The 25,326-nt window shown below is 34.2% G+C and carries 21 protein-coding genes; 17 read left to right on the top strand and 4 right to left on the bottom strand.

Features of this window, described 5'->3' with window-relative positions; translation table 4 throughout:
• The first annotated feature begins 132 nt into the window (after window positions 1-132).
• From EFREU_RS03765 to EFREU_RS02690, 14 genes are all read left to right on the top strand, one after another.
• Window positions 133-1,056 (top strand): DnaJ domain-containing protein, encoded by a 924-nt coding sequence (locus tag EFREU_RS03765; RefSeq protein WP_232673608.1) that lies wholly within the window; start codon window positions 133-135, stop codon window positions 1,054-1,056.
• Between the two features lie 57 nt (window positions 1,057-1,113).
• Window positions 1,114-2,469 carry a Sapep family Mn(2+)-dependent dipeptidase gene (locus EFREU_RS02750; protein WP_100609578.1) on the top strand — a complete coding sequence of 452 codons (1,356 nt, stop codon included), beginning with the start codon at window positions 1,114-1,116 and terminating at the stop codon, window positions 2,467-2,469.
• A 256-nt stretch (window positions 2,470-2,725) separates the two neighbouring features.
• On the top strand, window positions 2,726-3,667 hold the full coding sequence (gene rpsB, locus EFREU_RS02745; RefSeq protein WP_100609577.1) for a 30S ribosomal protein S2: 942 nt from the start codon (window positions 2,726-2,728) through the stop codon (window positions 3,665-3,667).
• Window positions 3,667-4,560, top strand: coding sequence for a translation elongation factor Ts (tsf, locus tag EFREU_RS02740; protein WP_100609576.1), 894 nt, complete (start codon window positions 3,667-3,669; stop codon window positions 4,558-4,560). Before rpsB ends, tsf begins: the two co-directional genes overlap by 1 nt.
• On the top strand, window positions 4,560-5,243 hold the full coding sequence (locus tag EFREU_RS02735) for a hypothetical protein (protein ID WP_100609574.1): 684 nt from the start codon (window positions 4,560-4,562) through the stop codon (window positions 5,241-5,243). The genes tsf and EFREU_RS02735 overlap by 1 nt, the downstream gene beginning before the upstream one ends.
• 72 nt (window positions 5,244-5,315) lie before the next feature.
• Window positions 5,316-6,029 (top strand): UMP kinase, encoded by a 714-nt coding sequence (gene pyrH, locus EFREU_RS02730; RefSeq protein ID WP_100609572.1) that lies wholly within the window; start codon window positions 5,316-5,318, stop codon window positions 6,027-6,029.
• A 14-nt stretch (window positions 6,030-6,043) separates the two neighbouring features.
• Window positions 6,044-6,595: a ribosome recycling factor gene (gene frr, locus EFREU_RS02725; RefSeq protein WP_100609570.1), complete on the top strand. Its 552-nt coding sequence runs from the start codon at window positions 6,044-6,046 to the stop codon at window positions 6,593-6,595.
• Between the two features lie 148 nt (window positions 6,596-6,743).
• Window positions 6,744-8,402, top strand: coding sequence for an arginine--tRNA ligase (gene argS / locus EFREU_RS02720; protein WP_100609568.1), 1,659 nt, complete (start codon window positions 6,744-6,746; stop codon window positions 8,400-8,402).
• 40 nt (window positions 8,403-8,442) lie between these two features.
• Window positions 8,443-8,712 (top strand): hypothetical protein, encoded by a 270-nt coding sequence (locus EFREU_RS02715; RefSeq protein WP_100609566.1) that lies wholly within the window; start codon window positions 8,443-8,445, stop codon window positions 8,710-8,712.
• Between the two features lie 105 nt (window positions 8,713-8,817).
• The gene (locus EFREU_RS02710; protein ID WP_100609564.1) at window positions 8,818-9,681 is read left to right on the top strand and encodes a segregation and condensation protein A; all 864 of its coding nucleotides are present in this window, start codon (window positions 8,818-8,820) and stop codon (window positions 9,679-9,681) included.
• Window positions 9,650-10,357, top strand: a complete 708-nt coding sequence (gene scpB, locus EFREU_RS02705) for an SMC-Scp complex subunit ScpB (RefSeq protein ID WP_100609562.1) — start codon at window positions 9,650-9,652, stop codon at window positions 10,355-10,357. Before EFREU_RS02710 ends, scpB begins: the two co-directional genes overlap by 32 nt.
• 3 nt (window positions 10,358-10,360) lie before the next feature.
• Window positions 10,361-11,110, top strand: a complete 750-nt coding sequence (locus EFREU_RS02700) for a pseudouridine synthase (protein ID WP_100609561.1) — start codon at window positions 10,361-10,363, stop codon at window positions 11,108-11,110.
• A gap of 48 nt (window positions 11,111-11,158) precedes the next feature.
• Entirely contained in the window at window positions 11,159-11,803 is a 645-nt protein-coding gene (locus tag EFREU_RS02695; RefSeq protein ID WP_100609560.1) for a deoxynucleoside kinase, read from the top strand.
• Window positions 11,804-11,911: 108 nt separating this feature from the next.
• Entirely contained in the window at window positions 11,912-15,070 is a 3,159-nt protein-coding gene (locus tag EFREU_RS02690) for an AAA domain-containing protein (RefSeq protein ID WP_100609559.1), read from the top strand.
• 43 nt (window positions 15,071-15,113) lie between these two features.
• Here the strand turns inward: EFREU_RS02690 and EFREU_RS02685 are convergent, their stop codons facing one another.
• From EFREU_RS02685 to EFREU_RS02670, 4 genes are all read right to left on the bottom strand, one after another.
• On the bottom strand, window positions 15,114-17,030 hold the full coding sequence (locus EFREU_RS02685) for an ABC transporter ATP-binding protein (protein WP_100609558.1): 1,917 nt from the start codon (window positions 17,028-17,030) through the stop codon (window positions 15,114-15,116).
• Between the two features lie 68 nt (window positions 17,031-17,098).
• Window positions 17,099-17,503: an HIT family protein gene (locus tag EFREU_RS02680; protein ID WP_100609557.1), complete on the bottom strand. Its 405-nt coding sequence runs from the start codon at window positions 17,501-17,503 to the stop codon at window positions 17,099-17,101.
• The gene (locus EFREU_RS02675; protein ID WP_100609556.1) at window positions 17,503-19,932 is read right to left on the bottom strand and encodes a lipoprotein; all 2,430 of its coding nucleotides are present in this window, start codon (window positions 19,930-19,932) and stop codon (window positions 17,503-17,505) included. Before EFREU_RS02675 ends, EFREU_RS02680 begins: the two co-directional genes overlap by 1 nt.
• Window positions 19,932-22,811: a lipoprotein gene (locus EFREU_RS02670; protein ID WP_100609555.1), complete on the bottom strand. Its 2,880-nt coding sequence runs from the start codon at window positions 22,809-22,811 to the stop codon at window positions 19,932-19,934. The genes EFREU_RS02675 and EFREU_RS02670 overlap by 1 nt, the downstream gene beginning before the upstream one ends.
• Window positions 22,812-22,929: 118 nt before the next feature.
• Here EFREU_RS02670 and EFREU_RS02665 point away from each other — a divergent pair, with 118 nt between their 5' ends.
• The 3 genes from EFREU_RS02665 to EFREU_RS02655 are packed head-to-tail and all read left to right on the top strand — an operon-like array spanning window position 22,930 to window position 25,255.
• Entirely contained in the window at window positions 22,930-24,150 is a 1,221-nt protein-coding gene (locus EFREU_RS02665) for an aminotransferase class V-fold PLP-dependent enzyme (protein WP_100609554.1), read from the top strand.
• A gap of 38 nt (window positions 24,151-24,188) precedes the next feature.
• Window positions 24,189-24,632, top strand: coding sequence for an iron-sulfur cluster assembly scaffold protein (locus EFREU_RS02660; protein ID WP_100609553.1), 444 nt, complete (start codon window positions 24,189-24,191; stop codon window positions 24,630-24,632).
• A gap of 44 nt (window positions 24,633-24,676) precedes the next feature.
• Complete coding sequence (locus tag EFREU_RS02655) at window positions 24,677-25,255, top strand: 5-formyltetrahydrofolate cyclo-ligase (protein WP_100609552.1); 579 nt, start codon at window positions 24,677-24,679, stop codon at window positions 25,253-25,255.
• The last annotated feature ends 71 nt before the right edge of the window (window positions 25,256-25,326 follow it).

The following is a 25,326-nucleotide window of genomic DNA, read 5'->3' as shown; positions in this document are numbered from 1 at the left end:
CCTTTTTTAGAAACAAAATGGTAAAATTAGACCGGATTATAAATGAAACTTACTTAACTAAAGAAGTAAACAATTAATCCTAATTGGATTAACCAATAAGATGAAGAAGACAGGAAATGGGAGTGACAAAGAATGAATATTGTAGGTATTATTTTTTTCATTCTAATTTTGCTTTCACTTTTTTCTTCAGGATCTGGCTTTTTGGCTTACAAAAGTCGTCGTAAACGTAACTACTCTCAAAACCAAAGCCAAACTCATCAAGCCTTTGAAGCCAATAAAAAGGTTTGACAATTTAATACCCAAAAAACCGTTTCAATACCAGAATATAATTACCAAGAAAACTTTACTGATTTTCCATTTTTTAGTAATTACCAAGAAACTGAAGCTTTTCTAGCCAAAAAGAATGTTAGTCCAAAGCAAATGCAAAATTTCATGAAAAGTATGAAGGGTTACGAAAGTCAGATGGCTCGTTACTGAACCGAGCAACAACGTCGTCTCCTTCGTGCTTTCGACCAAGCGGGTTTAAATACTAGCCCAGAAGCAACTGAGTTTGCCTTAAAATATTACAATCTTTTCCTTGATGCTTTCCGTCATGAAGTAATCAATTATTTGGCAAATAAAATTTTAGTTGCCGAAGTTGGTCGTGCTCTCAACGAGGAACCAAAAGTAATGCCCCAAGGTCAAAGTTATGATCATTATATTAAGGGAGCCTTGGACTACTTTTATATGATTTTAAATGATGATGTTAATAAGATTATTGATAGTATGAATCAAGAAATTCGTTCGCAATATGCTCAGTTCTTTTGACAAAGTGATGAAGCTCGAAACCAGAGTCATTCTGCTGGAGCTTCATTCCAAGCGCAATTTGACGAAGTTGGTCAAGCCTATAAAACTTTGGAAACTAAGCAAGAAGCTACCGATGATGAATTAAAGAGTAATTATCGTAAATTGGCAAAAAAATATCATCCTGACCGTAATCCAAGCCAAGAAGCCAAAGAAAAAATGGCAAAAATTAACTCTGCCTATGATTTGTTAAAAAAAATTAGGAACATGTAAAATAAATATGTTAGTAATACTAGCAATTATTCACTAACCAAATAACAAGGAGAAGTTATGGAACTAAAAGTTGATGTCAAAGAATTAATGGATGTTTATTTTCCACAAGCATTGGAAGCTACCAAAAAATTAGTAAAAATTCCTTCTTTTAAAACTGCAGCGGAACCAGGTGCTCCTTATGGTAAGGCAACCAAAGAGGTTTTAGAGGCTACGTTAGCCTTAGGAAAAGAACTTGGATTTGAAACTTATCAAGATGCCAAAAACCGTTATGGCTTTCTAGATTATGGTGATAAAGATAAAGAAATTTTTGCCATTCTTTGTCATTTGGATGTAGTTCCTCCCGGAAATTTAAAGGAATGAAAAACCAATCCTTTTACGCCAATTGTAGAAGATGGTAAATTAATTGGTCGAGGTTCATTTGATGATAAAGGACCCACGGTAATGAACCTTTATGCTTTGAAGTATCTAAAAGATCATCATTATGTTCCCAAAGATTACAAAATTAGGGTCATTTTTGGGTTAACCGAAGAAACAACTTGAGAATCAATTCGTGCCTATTTGGCAGATTTTGGGGCCGCAAAAATGGGTTATGTGCCTGATGGTGAATTTCCAGTGGTTTATGCAGAAAAATGAATTGTTGATTATGATGTTGAAGGTAATCTACCAACCGATTTTGAAATTCACGGTGGTGAAGCCTACAATGTGGTTGATGATTATGTAACCTACAAAGGACCTAAACAAACTGAAATTGCCGATTGACTCCACAAAAATAAAATTATGACTGAGGATGTTGAAGGAAAACTTGGTGTTAAAGGTAAAGCGGCTCATGGAAGCTTACCTTGGTTAGGAGAAAACGCTGCTACTTACTTGGGGAAAGCAATGGAGGCGGTTGGCATTAATAATCCCGTTGTGAAATTTTTGGCCGCAATGCATTTAAATTTCAATCTCTCACCATTATTTGATGATATCGAAGATGAAACTGGCAAATTGACCCAAAATTTAGGAATCGTTGACATCAAAAATGGTAACCAACGATTGGCTTTCAATTATCGTGTCCCAGTTTTGACTAACCCCAAAGAAATCTTTATTCCACGACTAAATAAAGAAGTGGAAAGTTATGGCTTGCATGGCAAAACGATTGCTATTGAGGATAGTGTTTACGTGCCAAAAGATTCACCAATGGTTACTAAAATTATGAAAGTGTACCAAGAAGTAACGGGGGATACAAAAGCAAAACCATTGGCCATTGGTGGCGGCACTTATGCCAAAGCGATGCCTGGTTTAGTAGCCTTTGGTGCTGAATTTGATAATGAAAAGTCAACGATGCATGCTTATAATGAATGAGTTTCGCTAAAAGATTTACAAAAAATGTTAGAAATCTATACGAAGGCTATTATTCTCCTTACAAAATAATGTTTAAAACAGTTAATTATCCCGAAGGATAATTAACTGTTTTTTATTTGTTTCTTGACTATTATTGGTGTTTAAAAACCTTTTTTTATGTCAAGAGTTATGCTAAAATCAACAAGTTAGTAAACTATAACTTTAGATTATTAATACACTTTTAGGAATTGTTAGTCCGTGTGCTCAAATTTTAATAAAACGAGTGGACTGATTTGGAACTAGAAGGAAGTTTAACAAATAACAATAATAAAGAAGGAGAATCTTAATGGCAAAATTATTAACTCGTGATGAATTATCACTTGCTGGTGCTCAATATGGTCACCAAACTAAACGTTGAAACCCTAAAATGGCCCCATACATTTATGGAGTAAAAAACAAAACTCATATCATTGATTTACAAAAAACTTTAGCTCAATTGGCTTTAGCAAATGAATTGATGCAACAAGTTGCAAAGAAAAATGAAAAGGTGCTTTTCGTTGGTACTAAACGCAATGGTAAATTAGCAGTCAAAGAAGCTGCTTTACGTACTGGAAACCACTATGTTAACGAACGTTGATTAGGGGGTACCTTGACTAATATGCGCACCATTTCTTCAAGAATTAAGGCACTTTGAGAAATTGAAAAAGAAGAAGCTAATGGTCGCTTAGCTCTCCGTACTAAAAAAGAACAAATTTTAACACTTAAAGAAAAAGCAAACTTAGAAAGAACTCTTGGGGGAATTAAACAAATGCGTAAACTGCCAAGTGCTTTGGTAGTTGTTGATCCTAAAGGTGATGAAATCGCTGTTAAAGAAGCACGCAAATTGAAAATTCCAGTAATCGGAATTTGTGATACTAATGTTGATCCTGATCTAGTAGATATTTGTATTCCTGCTAATGACGATTTAATGGAATCAATTAACTTGATTATTAATAATTTAGTTGACAATTATGCTGAAGCTGCTAATTTAACTTTAGTCCCATCAGCTTTAAAAGTGGTTGCTCCTAAAAAAGCTCCATTAGAAGATGGGGAACGTCGTGAAGGATATCGCGGTCGCAATAACCGTTACAATATGAATGGTTATAACCCTAACTACGTGCCTCGTGATCACCAAAACCAATACCAAAACTCAACTCCAACTCAAGTAGTTAGTGCCCCAAGCCAAACTAGTCCTACTGCTCAAGTAGATGTAGAAAAACCTGAACTTAAGGAAGGAATCGTAGCATAATGGATGCAAAGTTAATCAAAACCTTAAGAGAAATGACCCAAGCTGGGATGATGGATTGTAAAAAAGCTTTAGATGCTACTAATGACAACCTAGATGATGCTGTAATTTGATTACGTGAAAATGGTTTAGTAAAAGCGGCTAAAAAAGTTGATCGTGTAGCAGCGGAAGGAATCACTTTAGCAAAAGATAACGCTCACTATGGAATAATCGTTGAAGTTAATAGTGAAACAGATTTTGCTGCTAAAAACCAAGCCTTTGTTAAATTGGTTGATGAAATCGCCGATACAATTTTGAAACATACTCCTAAAACAATTGAAGAAGCTTTAAATAGCAAAATGGCTGACGGTCAAACAATTCGTGAAGCTCAAGTCGCAGCAACTGCTACTATTGGTGAAAAAATTGAACTTCGTCGTTTTAACTTGATTAAAAAATTACCAAATAACCATATAAGTTTTTATAATCATGCAAATAAACGAATTTCTGTTTTATTAGATTTTGAAGGACCAATTAGTAATGATGACGCTTACAATGTGGCAATGCATGTTGCTGCAATGGGACCTCAATATATTGCAATGAATGATATTCCAGAAGAGTTAAAAAACCAAGAATTAAGTATTATTCGTGCTACTGCTGCCGAAGATCCAAAATTACAAGCTAAACCAGCAAATGTTTTGGAAGGAATTCTAAAAGGTAAATTAAGTAAACGTTTATCGGAAATTAGTTTACTGGACCAAACTTATGTTTTAGATGAAAAATTCAAAGTTGGTGATTTCTTAAAAGCTAAAAATGTTACTCTAAAAGAAATGATTCGTTACGAAGTGGGAGAAGGAATTGAAAAGGTGTCGACTGACTTTGCAAGTGAAGTTGCCGCCCAACTTAATGGAGGTCATTAATGTTTAACTGAATGGTTGCTGATTTTGTCAATGGTCGCTTAGGAATCGATGGTAACCAAAATACCTCGATTCTAACTTTATTCATTATCATGGCCTTGGTATCGGCCCTCTTAACTGGAGCAAGTATTTATTACCTATACCAATTTATTCGCACGGTTGCTAAATCAAAAATTATTGGTTATCCAATGATTATTACTTTTTATGGTTTAGAATTTATTGCGTTGCTTTCATGAATTTTAGGACTAGCCTTTTTCTGCGATGCGGAAAAAATCTTCACGACTGCTAAAATGGCGCAAGATACTGAAATTGCTTTGTTAGTTATCGGCTTTGTTGCTTTATTTAGTAGTATGGCGTTGATGTGATTGCTATTACCAAAATTTGGGATGGCCTTTACCAATGACAGTATCATTTACATTGGAGAAAGCATCGCTTATAGTCGAATTCAAGCAATCATTATTGATAACGAAAAAGAGGCTATTTATATTAATTATCAACAAACAAAGCGAAGTTTTAAACGCCAAAAGTTTAGTTTAAAAAGTGTTGAAGGTCAATTTGTTTTAGCCCATGCGGCAGAATCAGGCTTTGAACCAAGAGTTGGCAATGAGGATCAATATTTCCGTTCGCTAATTCCCGGTAAAAAACAAAGTAATTCCGTTCAGAACTCAGAAAATGATAATAAGTAGGTTTCTCACCTACTTCTTTTTATGGAATGTTAAGTATAATAGAAATGATTTAAAGGAGTGTTAAGGAGAGTCATGAGCTTAAAGTACGAAACCGTTCTCCTCAAAATTAGTGGAGAAGCCTTAAAAGGCGATAGTGAAATCTACGATGAAGCCGCCCTTGAGGGGGTTGGTAAACAAATTGTTTCCTTGGCTAAAGAAGGTTTAAGGATTGGAATTGTTGTTGGTGGTGGAAACATCTGACGAGGAAAAATGGGCCAGGCAATGAAAATGCCCCAAATTGATGCCGATTATATGGGTATGTTAGCTACAATGATGAATGCCTTGGCTTTAGAAACGACAATTAGTCGCTTAGGCTATACAAAAGTGGTAGTTTACTCGGCTTTAGAAACTCGCAATATTAGTGATCCTTATAGTTATCGTGAAGCTCGTGCGAAACTAAGCGCTGGCTATATCGTTATTTTTGCTGCTGGTACTGGCTATAGTTATTTCACAACTGATACTGGAGCTGCTATTAGAGCAATTGAAATTGGAGCTGATGCGCTAATGATGGCTAAAAATGGTGTGGCTGGAGTCTATGATTCTGACCCGAAATTAAACCCAAATGCGAAAATTTATAAAAAGCTAACCCACAAAGATATTACTGATCGTGATTTACGAGTAATGGATTTAACAGCCGCTACACTAGCTCGCGATGGCAAACTAAAAATTGAGGTTTTCGACATGCAAGGACCAAACAATATTGTTAAAGTAATGCATAACGAATTACCATCCACAATCATTGAATAAGGAGCTCAAATTTTATGGATAATTTAGATCAGTTATTAAAAAATTCAGAAAAGACCATGAGTCAAGTGGTTGAGTCATGAGATAAAAACATGGCCAAAATTCGTACCGGTAAAGCTAATAACTCAATGCTTGACTCGGTAATCGTCAATTATTATGGAACCCCAACCCCATTATTACAATTGGCGCAAGTTAATACTCCAGAACCTAATATAATTACTGTTCGCCCTTATGACCGTCAACAAATGTCAGAGTTTGTAGGTGGAATTAACCGGGCTAATCTTGGGTTAACGCCTGTAGCTGATGCAGAAATAATTCGTATCACAATCCCCCCACTAACTGAACAAGTCCGTAAGGATTCAGTTAAGAAGATGTGAAAAGAACTGGAAAATTTCAAAGTTCATATCCGTAACGAACGGCGCTATTTTATTGATAAAGTGAAAAAAAGTGATTTAAGTGAAGATGTTGTCAAAGAAGCTGAAAAACATATTCAAGATTTGACAAACAAGTACACTAAAATGCTTGATAATAAAACCAAAGATAAAGAAAAAACCTTAATGACTATCTAACTAGTCAATAATTTAGTGTTTAAACGGAAAGAAATATATGTTTCTCTTCAACCTTCCCTTAAATTAAATAGTTTGACAGCAAGTTTAACTAGCGATTTATTTGGACTTGGCCAACGAGAAATAATTATATTAAGAGGTAATATTTTTAATGAAAATCGTGGATGTTTTCAAAGCAGATTTAAAAGAGAGCACAGACTCCATGGGCCTTGAGTCCCAACCTGTTGTTGAAATTAATAAAAGTAATATTGCTGGTGGTTATGCAACTACTGTTGCTTTGGCAGGAGCTAAAAGTTTAAAACAAGCCCCAATTAAAATTGCTGAAGTGATAAAAGCTCATCTTGACAAAAAAGACTATTACGAAACAGTGGAAATTGTTAAACCCGGCTTTATCAATGTAACTTTTAAACCGGAATTTCTTTCTCAAGTTTTGGTTAATATTGATGATGAAAAAGAAAACTACGGGCAAAATCCGGTCAAAGATTATATTTACAATGTGGAGGAAGTTTCGGCTAACCCTACTGGTTGACTGCATATTGGTCATGCTAGAAATGCTGTGTTTGGTGACTCTTTAACCCGGATTTTGAAAAAGGATGGCTACCCAACCCAAACGGAATATTATACCAATGATGCTGGTAACCAAATTAACATCTTGGCGGTGACAGTCTTTGTCCATTATTTAAATCTTTTGGGAATCAAAGCTGAGAAGCCTGAAGGGGCTTATGCTGGTGATGCTTATAATGATGTTGCCCAAAAATTTATTGATGAATATGGCGACAAATTTAAGGATGTTAAATTTAACGATAAACAAATTTTAGATGAAGAAGTTCACCAATTATTCCGGGTTCGTGCTACTCGACATTTCTTAAAAATCATTAAAACGCAATTAGCTGATTTAGACGTGCATATTGGTCATTACTCAAGTGAGCAAGAAATGTACGATAAACATGAAATTGAAAAATTAATTGCCTTATATGAAGAAAAAGGAGCTCTTTTCCAAAAAGAGGGAGCTACTTGATTACGTACGACTGATTTCGGCGATGATAAGGATCGTGTCTTAATTAAATCTGATGGAAGTTATACATACATCGTGCCAGATTTGGCGACTCATCACATTCGTGTTCAAAGAACCAATGCTGATAAATATATTAACATTTGGGGTGGAGACCATCATGGGTACATTCCACGTTTACGAGCTGGTTTGGCTTTATTAGGTAATGATCGAGAAATTTTGGATATCGAAACTGTGCAAATGGTCCGCTTGATAAAAGATGGCCAAGAATACAAAATGTCAAAACGAAAGGGTACAGCCGTTTGGCTAATTGATATTTTGGAAATGGTTGGCAAGGATTCGTTACGTTATATGTTGGCTTCAAAATCACCATCATCACATATGGATTTAGATTTGGATTTAATTCAACAAAAAAATTCTTCAAACCCAGTTTACTATGCTCAATATGCAACTGCTCGAGCTAATTCTGTTTTGCGCCAAGCTAAGAATAAAAGTTTGGAACCGCTTTGAAGTCAAACTTCTCTTCTTAACCAACCTCGCGAATTAGCTTTATTAGCCACTTTGGATAATTTCTCGGAAGTAATTCATTCTGCTTCTAAAAATCGTGCTCCTCAATTGGTTACCGATTATATTCAACAATTAGCTAAACAATTCCATTCTTATTACGCTGATGCGCAAATTATTGATGACACCAACCCCGCTCTTAGTCAAGCTCGTTTAGGTTTGGTGGCCGCTACTTTACAAGTTTTAACAAATGCGTTTGACTTAATTGGAGTCAGTCCTAAAGAAAAAATGTAAACTTTGTTTCAAGGTTTATAATTAACAAGAGGTATAAAAAATGGATTGAAATCGGACTTGAGCATCTTTATTAAATTGAATAGGAACAATTTTTGTAGTAAATATCATCCTTTGGTTATGAGAAAAACCGCTTCTTGGTGAACGTTTATTTAAAGTACCATTGCCAAAAGGGCGTTTAAACCTTTTCCTTTTCGGTTTATTAACTTTTTTGATTTTTATTACCGTTGCCGGTTGACTAGCGAATATTGTTTTTTGAATTTATAACAAAAACTCAATTCCTACCATTATTTTTTACAGATTAATTGATTAATCAAAATTTGCTTATCTTTTAGTTTCCAAACAATGCACCACTCATTCTTCTTGTTGGTGCATTTTTCAAAGCAAAAATATCCTCTAGGAAAGGAAAAACTAAATCATGCAACATTGAGATGAATTAAATCTTGGTTCCTTCAATGGGCCTCTGGATCTCCTTTTAAATTTAATTAGAGAAAAGAAAATGGCTTTAAAAGATATTAGCGTGATGGCTGTTACTGACCAATATTTGGCTTACTTACAAAGCCAAACCGCTTTAGATATTGAAATTGCTAGCGAATACTTAACAATGGCAGCCCAATTGATTGAAATGAAATCATTATCCTTGTTACCAGAGACCACGAAGTCGCTTCGTGAGGAAATCTATTTTGATTTAGTTGGCCAATTAAATCAATATGACCAATTTAAAAAAATTGCCACTCTTCTTGCTGATAAACAAATTACATATTGAGAAACTTTTTCCAAACCCGCAACTAAATTATTAGGGCAAAATAAATTAGGCACCATTACTACAGTTTCTCATGAAGCCGACCTTGATATCGACTTGGGAGATTTAGATTTGGAAGACTTTGCTAATATTTATCGTCGTCTTCTGAGCCAACAACCAAACGTAGACTTAGCTTTGGAGGATATAAGCGAACTCGATGACCAAGTGGTTAACTTTATTGAAACCCAAACTATTTCGCCTCAAGAAATTTCTAAATTGATTTTGACATCTATGTCAACCGATAAGCTAAAAGCATGAAGATTAGAGGATTTAATTCCGGGTGAGATAGTCAATCTCAAAAATTTGGTATCAACTTTTCTAGCTGTTTTAGATTTGGTGCGCTACCAGTTTACTCGTATTACCCAACAAGACGAAACGCTTTGAGTCCGTTTAACTCAAACGGCGATTAGGGATGAAAATTTATTAGCGCGATTGGAGATGATTAGTCATGAAACCCAAACAAACGATAGTTATGAATAAAACTTCACAGCCAGAGATTTTGGCAATTATCGAAGCCTTGTTATTTTTAAATGGTGATGAGGGCTTAAGTTTAAAGACTTTGGAAACCATGCTTGAAAATGAAAAGCCATCCACTATTAAACAAGCACTGAATAATTTGCAAAATAAATACCGCAATGATTCGAGTTCGGCTTTTGCGATTCAAGAATTTGCGACTAACAAATACCGTTTGCATACGAAACAAGTGCTTTATCCCTTTTTGCAAAAATCAGAAGCAATTCAAAGTCAAAACCGTTTATCAATCACAACAATTGAGGTTTTAGCGATTATTGCTTATCAAGGACCAATAACTAGAGCTGAAATTGATTTAGTCCGTCAGTTAGACTCCACTTACCAATTGGCAAAATTAAAAGAATTACGTTTGATTCAAGTTGTGGGTCGCAAACCAGAGACTAGAGCTAACCTTTATCAAGTGACTGATAGTTTCTATAAATTATTTAACTTACAAGATTTAGCTACTGATTTGCCAGAAATTGATTACGAAGCTATTTTACGAACCCAAAAACAAAATGATGAACTAATTTACCAATCTCATGATGCAGAAAAAGTTGGTTTAAACCTTAATGATAGCAATACCATGAACCAATTATTCCAAAGCATTGATGACACCTTTATTGAAGACTTAGGAGAAAATTAAAATATGCCACAAGAGCGCTTACAAAAAATTATTGCCAACCGAGGAGCAGTTTCTCGCCGTCGGGCAGAGACACTGATTGAACTCGGAAGAGTTAAAGTAGATGGTAAAGTTATTACCGAAAAAGGCTTCAAAACAAACCTTGATGCCTTTATTGAAATTGATAATCGCGAAGTGGTCAAACAAAATGATAAATACTACTATTTATTCAATAAACCTCGTTTTGTTTTAACAACAATGTATGATCCTAAAGGTCGAAAAACTGTTGCAGACTTTTTTAAAGATGTTCCAGCGCGTGTTTACCCCGTAGGACGTTTAGATTACGATGTTTCAGGGTTATTAATTATGACTAATGATGGCGACTTCGCTAACTTTGTTATGCATCCCCGTTACGAATTTTTAAAGACTTACCAAGCTCTTTGCCAAGGTAATGTATCCCCTATGGCTGTAAAGCAATTAATTAAGGGAGTTACCATTGATGAAGATTATCGCACCCAAGCTGTATCCGCCAAGTTATTAAGTTATAATCCAGAAACTAACCAATCAGTGGTGGAATTGACAATTGCCGAAGGTAAAAAGCATCACGTCAAAAAAATGTTAGAAGCGGCCGGAATGAATCTCTTAAAGCTAAAACGAACAAAAGTGGAATTTTTAACGCTTGATAATTTAGACTTAGGGCATTATCGTGATTTAACTCCTCATGAGGTAAAACAATTTTATGGGATTTACAAAGCTAACCGTCGGAAAGATGACTAAAATTAACAAATATAAAGTAAATAAAAAAGTAGCAAAAGAGGTTTTTAAATGAGAATAGCAATTTTTGGGACAGTTGGAGTGGGAAAATCATCAGTATCAAAACGGATTTCCGAAGAACTAGGATATGAAATTTTTCCTGAACCGATTGATGATAACCCTTATTTTGAAGAATATTATAAGGATATGAAAAACACAGTTTTCAAGATGCAAGTTTATATGCTTACAGCCCGTAGTTTGCAATTAACCCAAGCAAAACAATTGAAAAATGTAATTTTTGATCGCACCATTTTAGAAGACCCGATTTTTGTTAAGGTCAATCATGAATTAGGAAATATGAATGATGTGGATTTCAAAACTTATAATTCCTTTTACGATCATGTAGTTATGCCTTCTCTTGGTGAAAGAGCTAATTTTGATTTAGTAATTTACCTTAAGGCTTCAACAGACAAGGCTATTGAACGAATTAAAGAACGTGGTCGTATTGAAGAACTTGATATGCAACGAGCTTATTGGGATGTTTTAAATAAACATTATGAAGAATACTACCAAAAAAATAAAGATAAATTTAATTTCCTAGTTGTTGATGCTGAAACTGATGATATGGATGCTAAAATGAAAATTATTTTAGAAAAAATCAAAAGTTTGGAAACCCAAAAACAAACCACAACTAAAAAAAATAAAAACAAAGCCTAAGCTTTGTTTTTTTGATTTAAATTTTATTTTATCTGGTTTCCACTCGGGAAAGATTTTTTAATTTTGAAAGTGTTATAAAATTAAAAAGTTAAGGAAGAGGGGATAAAAATGATTTCACATTTTGAACCAACGACGAAATACAAAAAATACCAAAAGCTTTTAAATAATTTATTAAACATCTACCCTCATGATTCCGCACTTTTTACTCATCTTAACCAAACAACTAATTTTGATTTATTGCCAAAATTAGGTGAAGATAATGTTCGGAAATTACTGGAAAGTAAGGATTTTAAAATAAGTTTGCGGGAAACAAATTGGGAAGAATTGACAAAAATAATTAAAAAAGCTCCTAATGGTGAAGTAATTATTGAAGCTTTTAAAACTAAAAAAGAACGTCTAGCAAAAACTAAAAAAATGGCTTTATTAAACGTTAAGCAATTTGACATTACTAGAAATATCCTTTTGGATGAACTAAATAATAAAATTGCCCAAAGTAAAAATAAATGAATGGTTTACCGTCGGAAAGCCATGGATGCTAATATTCAAGATAATGTTTGACAATTGCATATTGCCACCTTTTTTGTGAGCGTTAAAACACCATTAAAAACTTTATATGCGCCGTTATTACTGCGCGAAACAAAAATTATTTTTGAGGACCAACATCCCTTTTTAGTACCTTTAGGATCGTGAAAGATAAACGAAAAATTGATTTTTATCTTGAATGAATCTGGTTTTAAAATCAATGAAAACTTAGTTTTTAGTGAAGACCAAACTGCGTTTGAAGTCCAAACCGAACTCTTAAAAATTTTACCCCTTGATCCCACCTCGGTTAATTCTTGGTTTGGAAACTTTGTTGGCTTAGAGCCAATCGAAATCCAAACCGATAATCTTATTGCTCATTCAGGAGTGGTTTTAGGAATGTTTAAGCCAGCCGGTGGTCACTTAAGAAGAACGATGTTAGAAATCATTGAAAATGATGAATTAGAAAATATTTTAAGTCCTGCAACGAATAAACGCATTTACCAAAATCATGTGGAAGATTTTATTTTAAACCAATCTGATAAACTTTTACGCGTCCAAAATAGTAACTTTTCGCAAGATAAAGCCCTTATTTCTGCTTTGATTCAAGACACAATTATTTGGGGACCCCCAGGAACTGGAAAATCACAAGTCATTGCGAATATTATTGCTAACATTTTATTTTATGACAAAACAGCAGTCGTTATGTCTCAAAAGAAAGCGGCTCTAGATGTACTTAAAAAACGTTTACAAAATCTTTCACCATTTGTGTTATTTATTCTCAATGATAACAAATTAAGCAAGGAAGAATTTTATAAACCATTGAAGGAATTTATTAGTTTGGTAGAGTATAGTCAAACAGTACCCTTAAAAAGAAAACGCAAGATTATTTCGGCGACTGAACTTCAAGCACTAGAATCAATTCGTGTTTGCAAAGAAACCGCAACATTTTTGCCATCAATGGAATTAGTCAAAGCTTTTGGTTACCAACCAAAAACGCTATTTGATTTCTTTAGCTTAGACAAAAATTACATTTACCCACGTGTTGGTGATTCGGCTGATTTTAAGAATTACCAAAAGGTATTGTCCAATTCTAATCATCTTGATAAAGAAAAAAATAATTTTAGTTTTCGTAAATATCCGAAGAACTTTAAATTGCAAGCTCAAAAATCTTTCACTCTTATGAGCAATAACCCTCACTTGGATGTTAATAGCTTGCTAAGCTTTGCCCAACAAACAACTTATGAACGCACATTGGCTTTAAGTCAAAGCTCACAAGCCTTTAGTCGTAATTATTCTCAAGACCTTGATAGTGATTATTTAGTCGGTTATTTAGCTAACCGTCTTTTAGCAAAAATTGAAAATTGGAAAATTCATGATGTTGATAAATATGAAGCTTACACTCGTTTTGCCAACGCGGTTCGTGCAAGTCGTCGTTTGCCTTACAAATTTGTTAATGAACACAAGGTGATTCTTCATGATTTATTTCCAATTGTCATCACTACCCCGGAAACTTCATTTATTAGCTGACAAAAAGAATTTTTCGATTATGTGATTCTTGATGAATCATCGCAAATTTTTGCCGAAACCGGTTTACCGTTACTTTACTTGGCTAAAACAAAAATCTTGGCTGGTGATACTCAACAAATGCAACCTTCGAATTGGTTTGCCACGCGGGACCAAGGTGATGCTAACGAAACTGATATTCCAGAAAATACCGTCTCGATTTTGAACTATGCATTTGATAAGGGTGTTTACCAAGTGATGTTAGACCAAAACTTCCGTTCTAGCGCTGCGGCCTTGATGTCTTTTTCGGCTCGTCATTTCTATAACTCTAATCTTGAAACAATCGATAAAAATGTTATGAAAGAAGTCAAAAACCAAAAACGTATTTTAGTCAAAAACGTGAATGGAAAATGGGAAAATGGGATTAACCAAAAAGAAGTTAACGAAGTATTGAAGATCCTCAAACAAGAGAAGAAGAAATACGCTACCATTTTAGTTTTAGCCTTTAATGTTTTGCAAAAACAACTATTAGAAAAAACTATTTATGAAAATTATCCTGACCTTTTAGATTTGGTTGAAAACGAAAAAATCATTATCCGAAATATCGAAAATGTTCAGGGTGATGAAGCTGATTTGGTAATCATGTCGGTAGTTTACGATGATAAGACAAATATTAGTTCGACTTATGTAGCCCGACCAGGCGGCAAAAATGCTTTAAATGTCGCCATTTCACGCGCTCGGGAACAAATGATTGTTGTAAAATCAATCGCAGCAAATAAGATAAAATTTGCCACAAATCAGGATACGACTATTTTTAAGAAGTGACTGGAATTTCTTGATCTTCAAGAAAGCCAACAAAAAACTTATTCTAGTTGAGAAGGGTATGAGTTTGCTCCTAAGCAAAACGCTACACCAACAATTTCTCGTTTTAAGAAGGAAGTCTTTGAGGTTTTGAATAACCAACTTTTAGCTAATAAATACATTACAATTAAAACCCAATATCCTGTCGGAAGCAAAAACCTTGATTTAGCAATTATCGATGTTTTTAATACTTTTAAACTTGGTATTCAAGTCGATGATTTTCATTACCAAGGGAATGAAAATATTAACCATTATCTTTCAAGTTTGTCTGATCAAGAATTTTTGGAATTTAAAGGTTATCCAATTTATAAAATCAAGGAAATTGATTGATTATTAAATCGTGATCAAATTATCCAAGACGTGAATAAGTTACTTAGTTAACGAAAATGGTAATAAAAAAGAACCTTCAAAAGGTTCTTTTTTATTATTGCATTAAGCCTGCTTCATAAAGATTTTTGAAGTGGCCTGGTATTGAACGTAATTCTTCAAAACTACCCTTTTGGACAACGCCACCGGCATTAGCTCCAAGAACAATAATTTGGTCAGCATTTTTAATTGTTGAAAGACGGTGGGCAATAGTAATTGTTGTTCGTCCCTTCATTAATTCATCTAGCTTGCTCTGAATTTCTTTTTCCACAATATTATCTAAAGCCGAAGTGGCCTCATCTAAAATTAATAGTTGCGGATTTTTTAAGAACATTCTCGCAATGACTAGGCGTTGTTTTTGACCTCCACTAAGCATGAAACCATGTTCGCCTAGGATAGTTTTATAACCTAAAGGCCAACCCATAATAAGCTCATGAAGTTCGGCTTTTTGGCAGGCTAGCATTACTTCTTCATCGCTAGCGGCAAAATTACCATAACGAATGTTTTCAAAAACATCGCCAAAGAGAATTGATGGCTCTTGTTCCACATAACCAATATGATTTAAATAAGAAGCCAAAGCGACATCTTTAAGGTTTTGGTTTTCGTTAACGAAAATATCACCTTCTGTAGGGTCATAGTAACGCAAGAGTAATTTACTGATTGTTGATTTACCTGAACCAGTTTCCCCAACAAAGGCATAAGATTTCCCGTTTTCAAAAGTAAAATCAAATTTTGGTAAAATCGTTTTCGTTGGTTTTTCAGGATAAGCAAAGCTAACGTTTTTGAAAACAATGTTACCCGTAATTCCTTCAACAATTTCTCCAGTGGTGTTGTGAGGATTAATCAAAGAAGGTGCACTAATCGTTTCTTCAATTCGCGTTGCCGAAACTCCGGCCTTGGCCATTCCTAAAGCAATTGTAACTACTTGGAATAAGGCCCCAATCATTGCTCCTTGAGCAAGAGTGAAAGAGGCAAAAGTTGTTGAAAAGAAAACTGGCCCATCTACTGGTTTATTTTGATAAATTAGCATGGCACTAGCGACAACACCTAATTGAAGAAGACCAATCCCACCAAAGATGGTGGTAACTAATAAGGCAGCTGCCCCTGCCATTTTATTGGATTCTTTTTGGTAGTCTTTATGGACTTCTTTGAAACGATTGGTTTCGTAATCTTCTGTTCCATTAGACTTAATCAAACGAATGTTATTGATTCGATCAGTTACTTGACCATTGACATCGGTAAGTACTTCACGAACTTTCTTGATTTTTCCTTGAACAAAGCCAAATGAACATCCTAAAATGGTCATTAAGATGACAAAGACACCAATCACCACTAAAGCAAGATGTCATTCAAAATAAAACATCATACCTAATGTTCCTGAAATCGTGAGGATGGCTTGTAAAATTGTGGTTGGTACTTGACTTGCTTGTTCTCCGACAATTTGCGTGTCAGAAATTACTTTAGTCAAAATTTCCCCAATCTTTTTATCTGAATAATAAGAAATATCTTGTTTAGCTAAAGCAGTCAAAGAATCTTGACGTAAAATAACTTCAATTTTTACTGATAATAAAATTGCTAAATATTGGGTAACATACATTACTAACATGTTGAAGAATGTAATCCCAATAGCGATTCACATTGAGACATATCATTCTAGTCCTCAATATTGTCCCGTAACATCAACCCAAGGGTTAGCCCCGGGAACTTGGCTTATTTCTGCTAGATGCTTAGAAATTCCGAATGACATTTGCTGAGTTAATAAAGGCAAACTGATTGAACAAAGTACGCTTAAAAAAACTAAAGACATCATTGGGATGGATAACGATTTAAAACGACGGTAGTTTTTAAAAACGATTCCAAAAAAAGAACTTTTAACCTTTTTTAATGGCTTGTTAATTGCTTGTTGATTACTAGTAATCACTTCTGGTAAATTTTTTTCAGTTCTTTTTGAGTTTTTTAGATTAATAAATTTCATTTCTTCCTTTCTAAATAAGAAAGTGTCTTCGCCCCCCAAATAAATGAAAAGCAAGACACTTCCGAATGCTATTTAATTCTATCACAAACTTCCATTAAAGGCATGGCCTTAAATGGTTGTCTTTCTGGAGCATACCCCTGGTTTTTTTTGTATTTTGGGATGACATGCTCATGGTAATGAAAAACTTCTTGAAAAGCTTCTGCCCCATCATTAGTTACGAAATTAAAGCCATTTGGTTTTAATTTCGTTTGTAGTAATTCAGCAACCACTTTTTTAGCTTTGGTAACTGCACAAATGGTTAACTCATCAGTTTTGGAAAAACTAGAAGTATGTTTTTTAGGAATCACTAATGTATGACCATTATCGGTCGGATGAATATCAAGGAAAGCCAAGGTAGCATCATCTTCATAAATGATTGATGCTGGAATTTCTTTGCGAACAATTTTACAAAAAAGACAATCAGTAGTTTCCATTAATCTGATTCTCCACTATCATCAGTGTCGATATAACGACGAATTGATTCGTAAAGAGGTTTGTAGAGCACTTGATCACTACCGATAAATAATGGATAGATAGCAGAAGCGGCTGCATTAGAGACGTCACTATCTTTGGAAGTAATGTATTCCAATTGGTGTAAAAGACTTTGTTTTTGGTCACTGGCTAAATTGATGATGTCCAAAGAAGCTAAATTTTCTTCATAATAATGGAAAGTACCGTTATTGATGTACATATTTGGCTTGGCGGCATTAGGCCCCATATTAATTTGGTAACCAATAGTACGGCCCTCTTTATTTTTTAAAGAATTATTTTTACCATCAATACTTCCGTCGAAAGTGATAGTGCTGCCTTTTTTAGCATCGTCGAAACTTAATTTAACTGTTCCGCAATCAACTACTGTTCCAACAAGACTTTTATCATTAGCAACAATGGCATATCAATCATCGTTGCGCTTTTCAAAAGTAATACCTTGTTTATTTATTGGTGTATCTGATAACTTACCTAAATAAACTTCTTGCCCAATGCCAACATTGCCAATGATGCCTTCAAATGAATTGAGCATTGTAAATTGGAAACCTTGATAACCGTTAGCCGCAATAGTTTTATTTTGGTCTCAAATATTTTCTGGTGTTATTTTAGTAGTTGGATTAAAAAGACCATTAAAGTCATCAATTGTGTAGGCAACGTTATCAACGTAGAGATAATAAGCCGATTTATTAGCTTCCTCTTTATGTGATGTAATAACGTCTACTTTTGATGGAGTAATTTGTTTGCCATTAGCAATCAATGAATCACCAAAACTAGCGAATCATTTATCTTCAGTTTTAGGGAGGAATCCAGTAGTTGTTTGACCATAATCATAACTACTAATTGCTCCAGAAGAGGCACTTCGATTTTGACTACCATTAGTAGTGTCATTTAGTAAATCAATTAAATAAATTGGTAAAACAAAATAAATTTCTTGTTTGTTGTTATCAACCGTAAATGGTTGCCCAAGTTGGTCCTTAGTTATAATGGCTGGCGAATTAACTTTAGCAATTTTTGTTTTAGCTTCTTCAGCAATACTTAAGGTTCCATCTGCTGAAGAAATTGAATCGCCATCGTTTTTAACAATTCCATTATAACCAGCCAAATTTAAGAAAGGATCAGTTCCCAATTCTGATTGATTTGGTCCTAAAACGGTTGCGTCTTCTAAAATTTTGGAAATAGTTTGAAAACTTGTGCTAGTTGAATTTAAAAACTCTCCCGAATTTTTAAATTTGATAGTTTCGTTTAATTTAGACCAAGCCTTAACAAAATCTTGTTCAGTCTTATCATTTTGATTGAAGGCCCAAACCATCTTTAATTTAGATTTATAGCCATCATTTTGGTTCCAAGTTTGGGTAGCTTTAGCCAAATCAGAACTAATATTTAAATAAGAGTCTTGGCTGGTTAAAGTATTTTTGATATTTCGACCAATATTAAAAAGATTTGATTCTAGATAAGTCATTGTTAAAACATTTTCATAAAAGTTATTAATAATTTTAGCTTTAAAGTATTCTTGGAAACGGTATTGAAGAGCCGATTTACCATCCATTATTAAAGCTGATTTACCATCCAATGAATAATAATCTCCACTATCACTTCAGTCGGCAGTATCATCTTCACCAAAATAATTTCAAAATAATTTAGCCGAATTAGTTAAATCATCATTAGTAATTTCAAGACTTGATGGTAATTTGTCAACGGGATTGTTGTTTTTAACAACAATAAATTTCCCCATCTGTAAATCATTTATATTAGGTAATTGTTCCAATGAGCCATTAGGAGTATTATGTTCTCCTCAATATTGTCAAAGCAATCAATTATTAGTAGTGTCGTTCGCCTTTTTGAAATAAAGATAATAAACATTTTCATCTTTTGGATGTTGAGTATTCTTGAGAAGTTTTTCAGGGTTAAGGGAGGTTAGGTCTCCTTTATCGCCGGGAGCTAAACTCAATTCTTCATCTAAAGACATTCCTCCCAAAACAATGCGTTGGGTATATTGGTTATAAAATTGGTTTTGAGAAATATCATTATTTATATTTTCGACTTCAGTCTTCATTACCTCAGTTGAGCGAGACTTAATTTTTAACCTATTGGCTAAATCGTTTTGGTAATATTCTTGAGAAAGTTTAGCCATTTCATCCTGCATCATCATTTTGACAACTTTTTCAAAATCAATCTTACTGAAAAATTTTCCTTTAGTGTCGGGGCTTATTGAGGAATCGCCATTAATTTCCATCATTATTTCTTTACTGATTTCTTTAGTAAGAACTGGAATTGAAAAACGTTGAACGCTGGTAGTATTGGCACAAGAAACAACTGTCGCAGACACTGAGGCAGAAAGGCTAATGGCCGCTAAAAAACTTAATAATTTTTTCATTATTTTGTTACCTTTCTACTTGAATAATTGCTTTGACGCTCAATAGAAGAAGCAGTGAGAACAATTGATTGATGACTAGTTTGCCATTCATTGCTTCATTTGACTCAATTTGTTAAGGCAAAGTTGGAAGAAGTCGCAAAGGGCTTAAAGCTTTCTAATTGGAATACATTAGTGATATGAGTCTTTGCTTCACCCCCTCAAGAAAGTTTTACTAAAGGAGCAGTTTTGTTATCGGTTTCTTTGTTTCGGAATTTATCGATTTCTTTATTCCAATCAGCTCAACCTTGTTTGAATAAGGCTCTTCCTCCTTGACTAGTATGATTTTGACTTTGTTTCAATTTTTTTCTTAATCAATCTTTAAAAGTTTGACTAGCTTCATTTTGTTTAAAGCCAAAGAAAGTTTCTAAAAGTTGATCATTATCTTTGTTTAAAATGGTTCCACAATAGTCTCATAATCAGGAATTATTATTGCTTAGAGAATTATCTTTGTCTTGGTTATTACTAATAGAATCATTTACTTCCTTAAACAAATCAAATTTGTAAAAAGGAGGATTTTCTTCATTCTTAGCTCCGGCCGAAAGAATTGAATTATTAACCAAAAACTTTTCGTAGAGATTTGAGACAGATGTATTCAAATCCTGATAATTTACTCCATAGGCTTTTAATTTATCGACTTGTTGCGGTAACACCAGGTCACTATAGAAGGCATCGGTTGAATAACCTGGTTTACCAATCATTTGATTATAATCTTGATAAATATAACGATAATAACCCGAAGTGTCATTTTGAGCATAACTATTCAATCTTTTGAAACTTTGGATTTCGTTGATGTATGTTTGTTTGCTCTCAACGGTATCACCGAAAATTGAAGTTTTTTGGTTTTCTAACGGCTGACTCATAGCGTCGAAACCATTAATCTTAGCAATATGTAAACCATCTGATTCTATAAAAGCAATGATACCTTGTTTAGCATTTAATACTTGGTACATTTTATTGTTAACTTGATCTTCACTATTAGCTTCTTTATTTTGTTCAGTAATAGTTCTATTCAAAGCTTCTATTAGGTTTAATGTGCCATATAAGGCATCGATTAAATCCTTTTGAACATCAGTACTTTGGGCCGCAATAGCGTCTTGAATGTTTTGAGCAATAATTGGATTCGTAAATTTGTATCTACTTATTAAGTATTGGGCAATTCCCGAGACAGATTGTTCCCCTTCCGTATTTAAGGCATAAGGAGTATGGTCTTTTGCTTGTAAAAAATCATAAACTGAATATTTTAAGGTTTTGCTCATGTCACTATTCCCGAGTGTCAAAAGTTTTTCCTCATTTTTTGCTTCGTAAAAGGAAGTATCTCACCAAATTTTATTTGGTACTGCTGCTCCATCAAGTTTGATTTTTCCGATATTACTCTTTGAATTACTTCCAAAGATGGTATCAAAGGTATATTGGCCAATTCCTGGGATTGGTGAATTAATGCCATCACCAGTTTCATCAGCGAATGTCTTTGAATCAGGTTTGGGATCTGGTTCTGGGTTAGTTGAAGTTCCCTTACCAGTTACATAATTTTGTAAGAAATTATAAAGACCGTAATATTGTTCTCAATTTTTGGAATCAGATGTCATAGACGAAAGGAAGGCTTGACCATTAATAAGTTTTGTTAAGTCTCCAGACTCACTTTTTTTGAACACAATTTGACTAATAGAAATAGGCTTTTGGTTTTGGAAAAATTGGTCAACAAGAAATCTTTGTGAATTATTTAGCATTCCAAAAGCTGCATTTTTTGAGTTAGTGTCCAATTTTAAGCTTGAAAAATTAAAATTGGGGAAACTCTCTACCAAATCAAAATAAGTAGATGTGTCACGTAAGTAATTTCCATCAGCCGTTACATAATTCCATCTTTGCGAAACAGTTTTTGAACCAGCTCAATCAATTGAGTTTGTTAAGTTTTCGCTTGTAGGATCAAAACTAGTAGACAAACGGTAAAGCAAGTCTTCAACCATCTCTTTAGTTCAAGTAGTTTCAAGAGTAGCTCAATTAATGCTATCGAGTTTTCAAGGCTTTTGACTTACTGAATCTCCGGGTGTGGCGATAATGTTTGTTCCACCTGTAGCATTAAATAAATTAAGAATATTTTCAGTCTTTTCATCCTCATTTTTTTTATTCAATTGAGCAAGAATGTTAGTAGCTAAGTCATTCAACTTAGTGGCCCCTCAAAGAGATTTGAAGTTATTTAATAATTCGCTTGTAGAAACTCCTGAGTTAATAAAACTTTGACTAGAATTATTAGCTAGAAGTTTTGTCAATTGCGCTTGCGCTCCAGTGCTTTTATTAGTTAAGATGTCATTACTAATGAAGGCCTTTTTAAGACTATCAAAGTCTTTATCAACATAAGGGAAAGTCTTAGCTAATTCATCAACTAATTTCTTTTTATAGTTTTTATCACCATAACTTTTCTTTGCAGCATCCTCTTTTTGCTTCCAAGAATTATTAGCAGCGCCTTGGACAGAACCGGCTTGATCACTTTTAAGTCCTCAAATATCCTTCAATTTTTGTTGAAAATCTTCTAGGGCATATTGGTTCATTGTTGGACTAGGTTTTATGTCAGCAAAAACAGAATCTTTATCACCAGCATTTTGTAAAATGGCCACTGCGAAAGATTGGTAAAAGGCTTTTAATTGAGCAATCCCATTTTCATTACCAACATTTTCTTGATATCACTTTAGTAAACCATCAGCTGTAATATTTAAAGACCCATCTGCTTTAATAAAAACTGACCCTGTGTCACCTTCTTCATTATCTTTTTTACAAGCTACAACTACAGAACTCGTTGTCGCAACGAGGCTTAATGACCCCAAGATGGCTAGTAACTTTCTCATAATATTTTCCCTTCTTGTAAATTACAAAACTAAAATACACTAAATCTATTATAAAGTAATTTTGAAAACTAACCACCTTTAAAAAGGTATAATTGAGGAAGAAATTAAGCGAGGTCCAATGAAAATTCGTAACCAATTTCCCCTTCTAAAAACCGATCCAAAGTTAGTTTATTTAGATAGCGGAGCGACTGCTTTAAAACCTCAAATGGTAATTGATGCTGAACAGCAATTTTTGATGAAAAATGGGACTAGTCCTCATAGCTTAACGCATAGGCATGGTTATGCGACTAATGAACTCGTAGAAGGCACACGGAAAGCTGCGGCAAGTTTAATAAATGCTTCCCAAGCGGATGAAATTGTCTTTACTAGTGGCACCACGGCTGCTCTAAACCAAGTTGCTTTTGGTTTGGTTAACCAAATTCAACCAGGAGACGAAATTTGGTTAACCACCTTAGAGCACGGTTCAAATCTTTTGCCTTGAATTGAAGTGGCAAAACAGACCAAAGCCGATTTGAAGTTTTTGCCTTTGACTAAAACAGGCTTAATTGATGTTTCGGCATTGCCAAAACTATTAAGCAAAAAAACCAAAATTGTTACTTTTGCTCATTCTTCCAATACACTTGGGGGCTTTAATGATGTTGCTAAAATAACAAAAATAACGCATCAAGCTAACTCCCAATCATTAGTGATTTTGGATGCTGCTCAAACGATTGCTCATATACCAATTGATGTGCAAAAATGAGATCTTGATTTTTTAGCGTTTTCCGGGCATAAAATGTATGGACCTTTTGGAATTGGTGTTCTTTGAGGACGTTTAGACTTATTGAAAACCTTAACGCCATTGATGTTTGGGGGTGGCATGAACATTAGTATTGACCCCGAAACAAAAAGTTATGTGCCAATGCCATTACCAGCACGATTGGAAGCTGGAACTGGTAATATTTCAGCCATTATTGGGTTAAAAGCTGCTATCCAGTTTTTAGAAAAAATTGGCTTTGTGGAAATTCAAAAGCACGAAAAAGCTTTGAAAGATTATTTTGCGCAACAAGTAAAATTACATAACCTCACAAAAGAGGTTGATTTTTATAATTTAGAAACTGAAGGCCCTTTAATTTTGTTTAATGCCAAAAAATGGCAAGCGCAAGATGTAGCAACCTTTTTAGATGTTCGCTACAACATTGCGGTTCGCGATGGGGAACATTGTGCTCGTTTAACGAATCGTTATTTGGGTATCAACACTACGGTTCGGGCAAGTTTGGGTATTTATAACAACTTTGCCGATTTAGACCGTTTAGTAGAGGCCTTAAAAAATATCGATAAGGCCTTAGAAATTTTTTAATATTTATTAGTAAAAACTACCAGAAAGAGAGAACAGACATGTCAAAAATAAGCGATGAAGCGGGTCGTAAATTAATTATTGAACGATTTACATCACCCCGTCACCATCATAAAACTTGAGATGAAACCCAAAAAGGAAAAGTTGAGCCTTTGCATTCAACTACTTGTGCTGATCGTTTAGAAGTATTTTATGAAGTGGATAGTACCAATCACTTTAAGAACCTTGCTTTTGGTGGAAGTGCTTGTGCAATTGCAACTGCGAGTGCTGATTTATTGGTGGAAAAATTAAATGGTTTAACCCTTTCGGAAGCAAAAACAATTTTAAAGGCCTACCAAAAACTAATTACTACAGGTCAATTTGACGAGACTGAAGAAAACCTTTTAGGGGATTTAATAGTTTTCAAAAATGTTCACCACCAAAAAAATCGTCAATCCTGCGCTACACTTTTAAGTAGTTTTTTGTTAGCTAAAATAGATAGTTAAATTGCTAAAATTTGGCCGTTAAAAAAGCTGAATATGGAGACCTAATGGAAAATAAGGCAAGTTTACGACAGCAATATAAAAAACTGAGAGCTACTTTAAGTAGTGCCGAACGTGAACAAGCAAGTCAAACGATTACTAACGAAGTTATTGGGTGACTTCAAGAACAAGTTACTTCCTATAAACAGCTTGGCTTTTATCTTAATAAGTCAGAAGAGGTGGCGACTGCTAAACTTATCGACTGAGCTTTAGCAAATAATTATGAAGTTTTTTTACCGATTTCGAATGTCGAAAATAAGAATTTAACTTTTTTAAAAGTTACAGCGAAGTGACGAGAAGAAATTACCGAGAATCCGGTTTTAAAAATTTGGGAGCCGAAGCCAACAAACTTGAAGCTAAAAGGTTCTTTGGATGTGATTTTTATGCCGCTATTAGTTTTTGACCAAAAGTTAAACCGGATTGGTTGAGGAAAAGGTTATTATGATTTCTATCTAAGTTTTGCAGAAAAACAACCATTAAAGGTGGGTCTGGCTTTTCAAAAGCAATTTTCAGCTCTACCAATTAAATCAGAGCCCCATGACCAAAAACTAAATCTTGTGTTTACGGAAAAAGCTGTTTATTGCTAATAGACAGCTTTTTTCTAGGCTAACTAAAGTAAATCACTTGGCAAGATTTTCGTGAAATGCTTATAATTATT

This window comes from Entomoplasma freundtii, assembly GCF_002804205.1.
Classification (GTDB): Bacteria; Bacillota_I; Bacilli_A; order Mycoplasmatales; family Mycoplasmataceae; genus Williamsoniiplasma; species Williamsoniiplasma freundtii.
The sequence above is the reverse complement of the archived record's forward strand: the minus strand, read 5'-3'. Positions and strand labels throughout refer to the sequence as shown.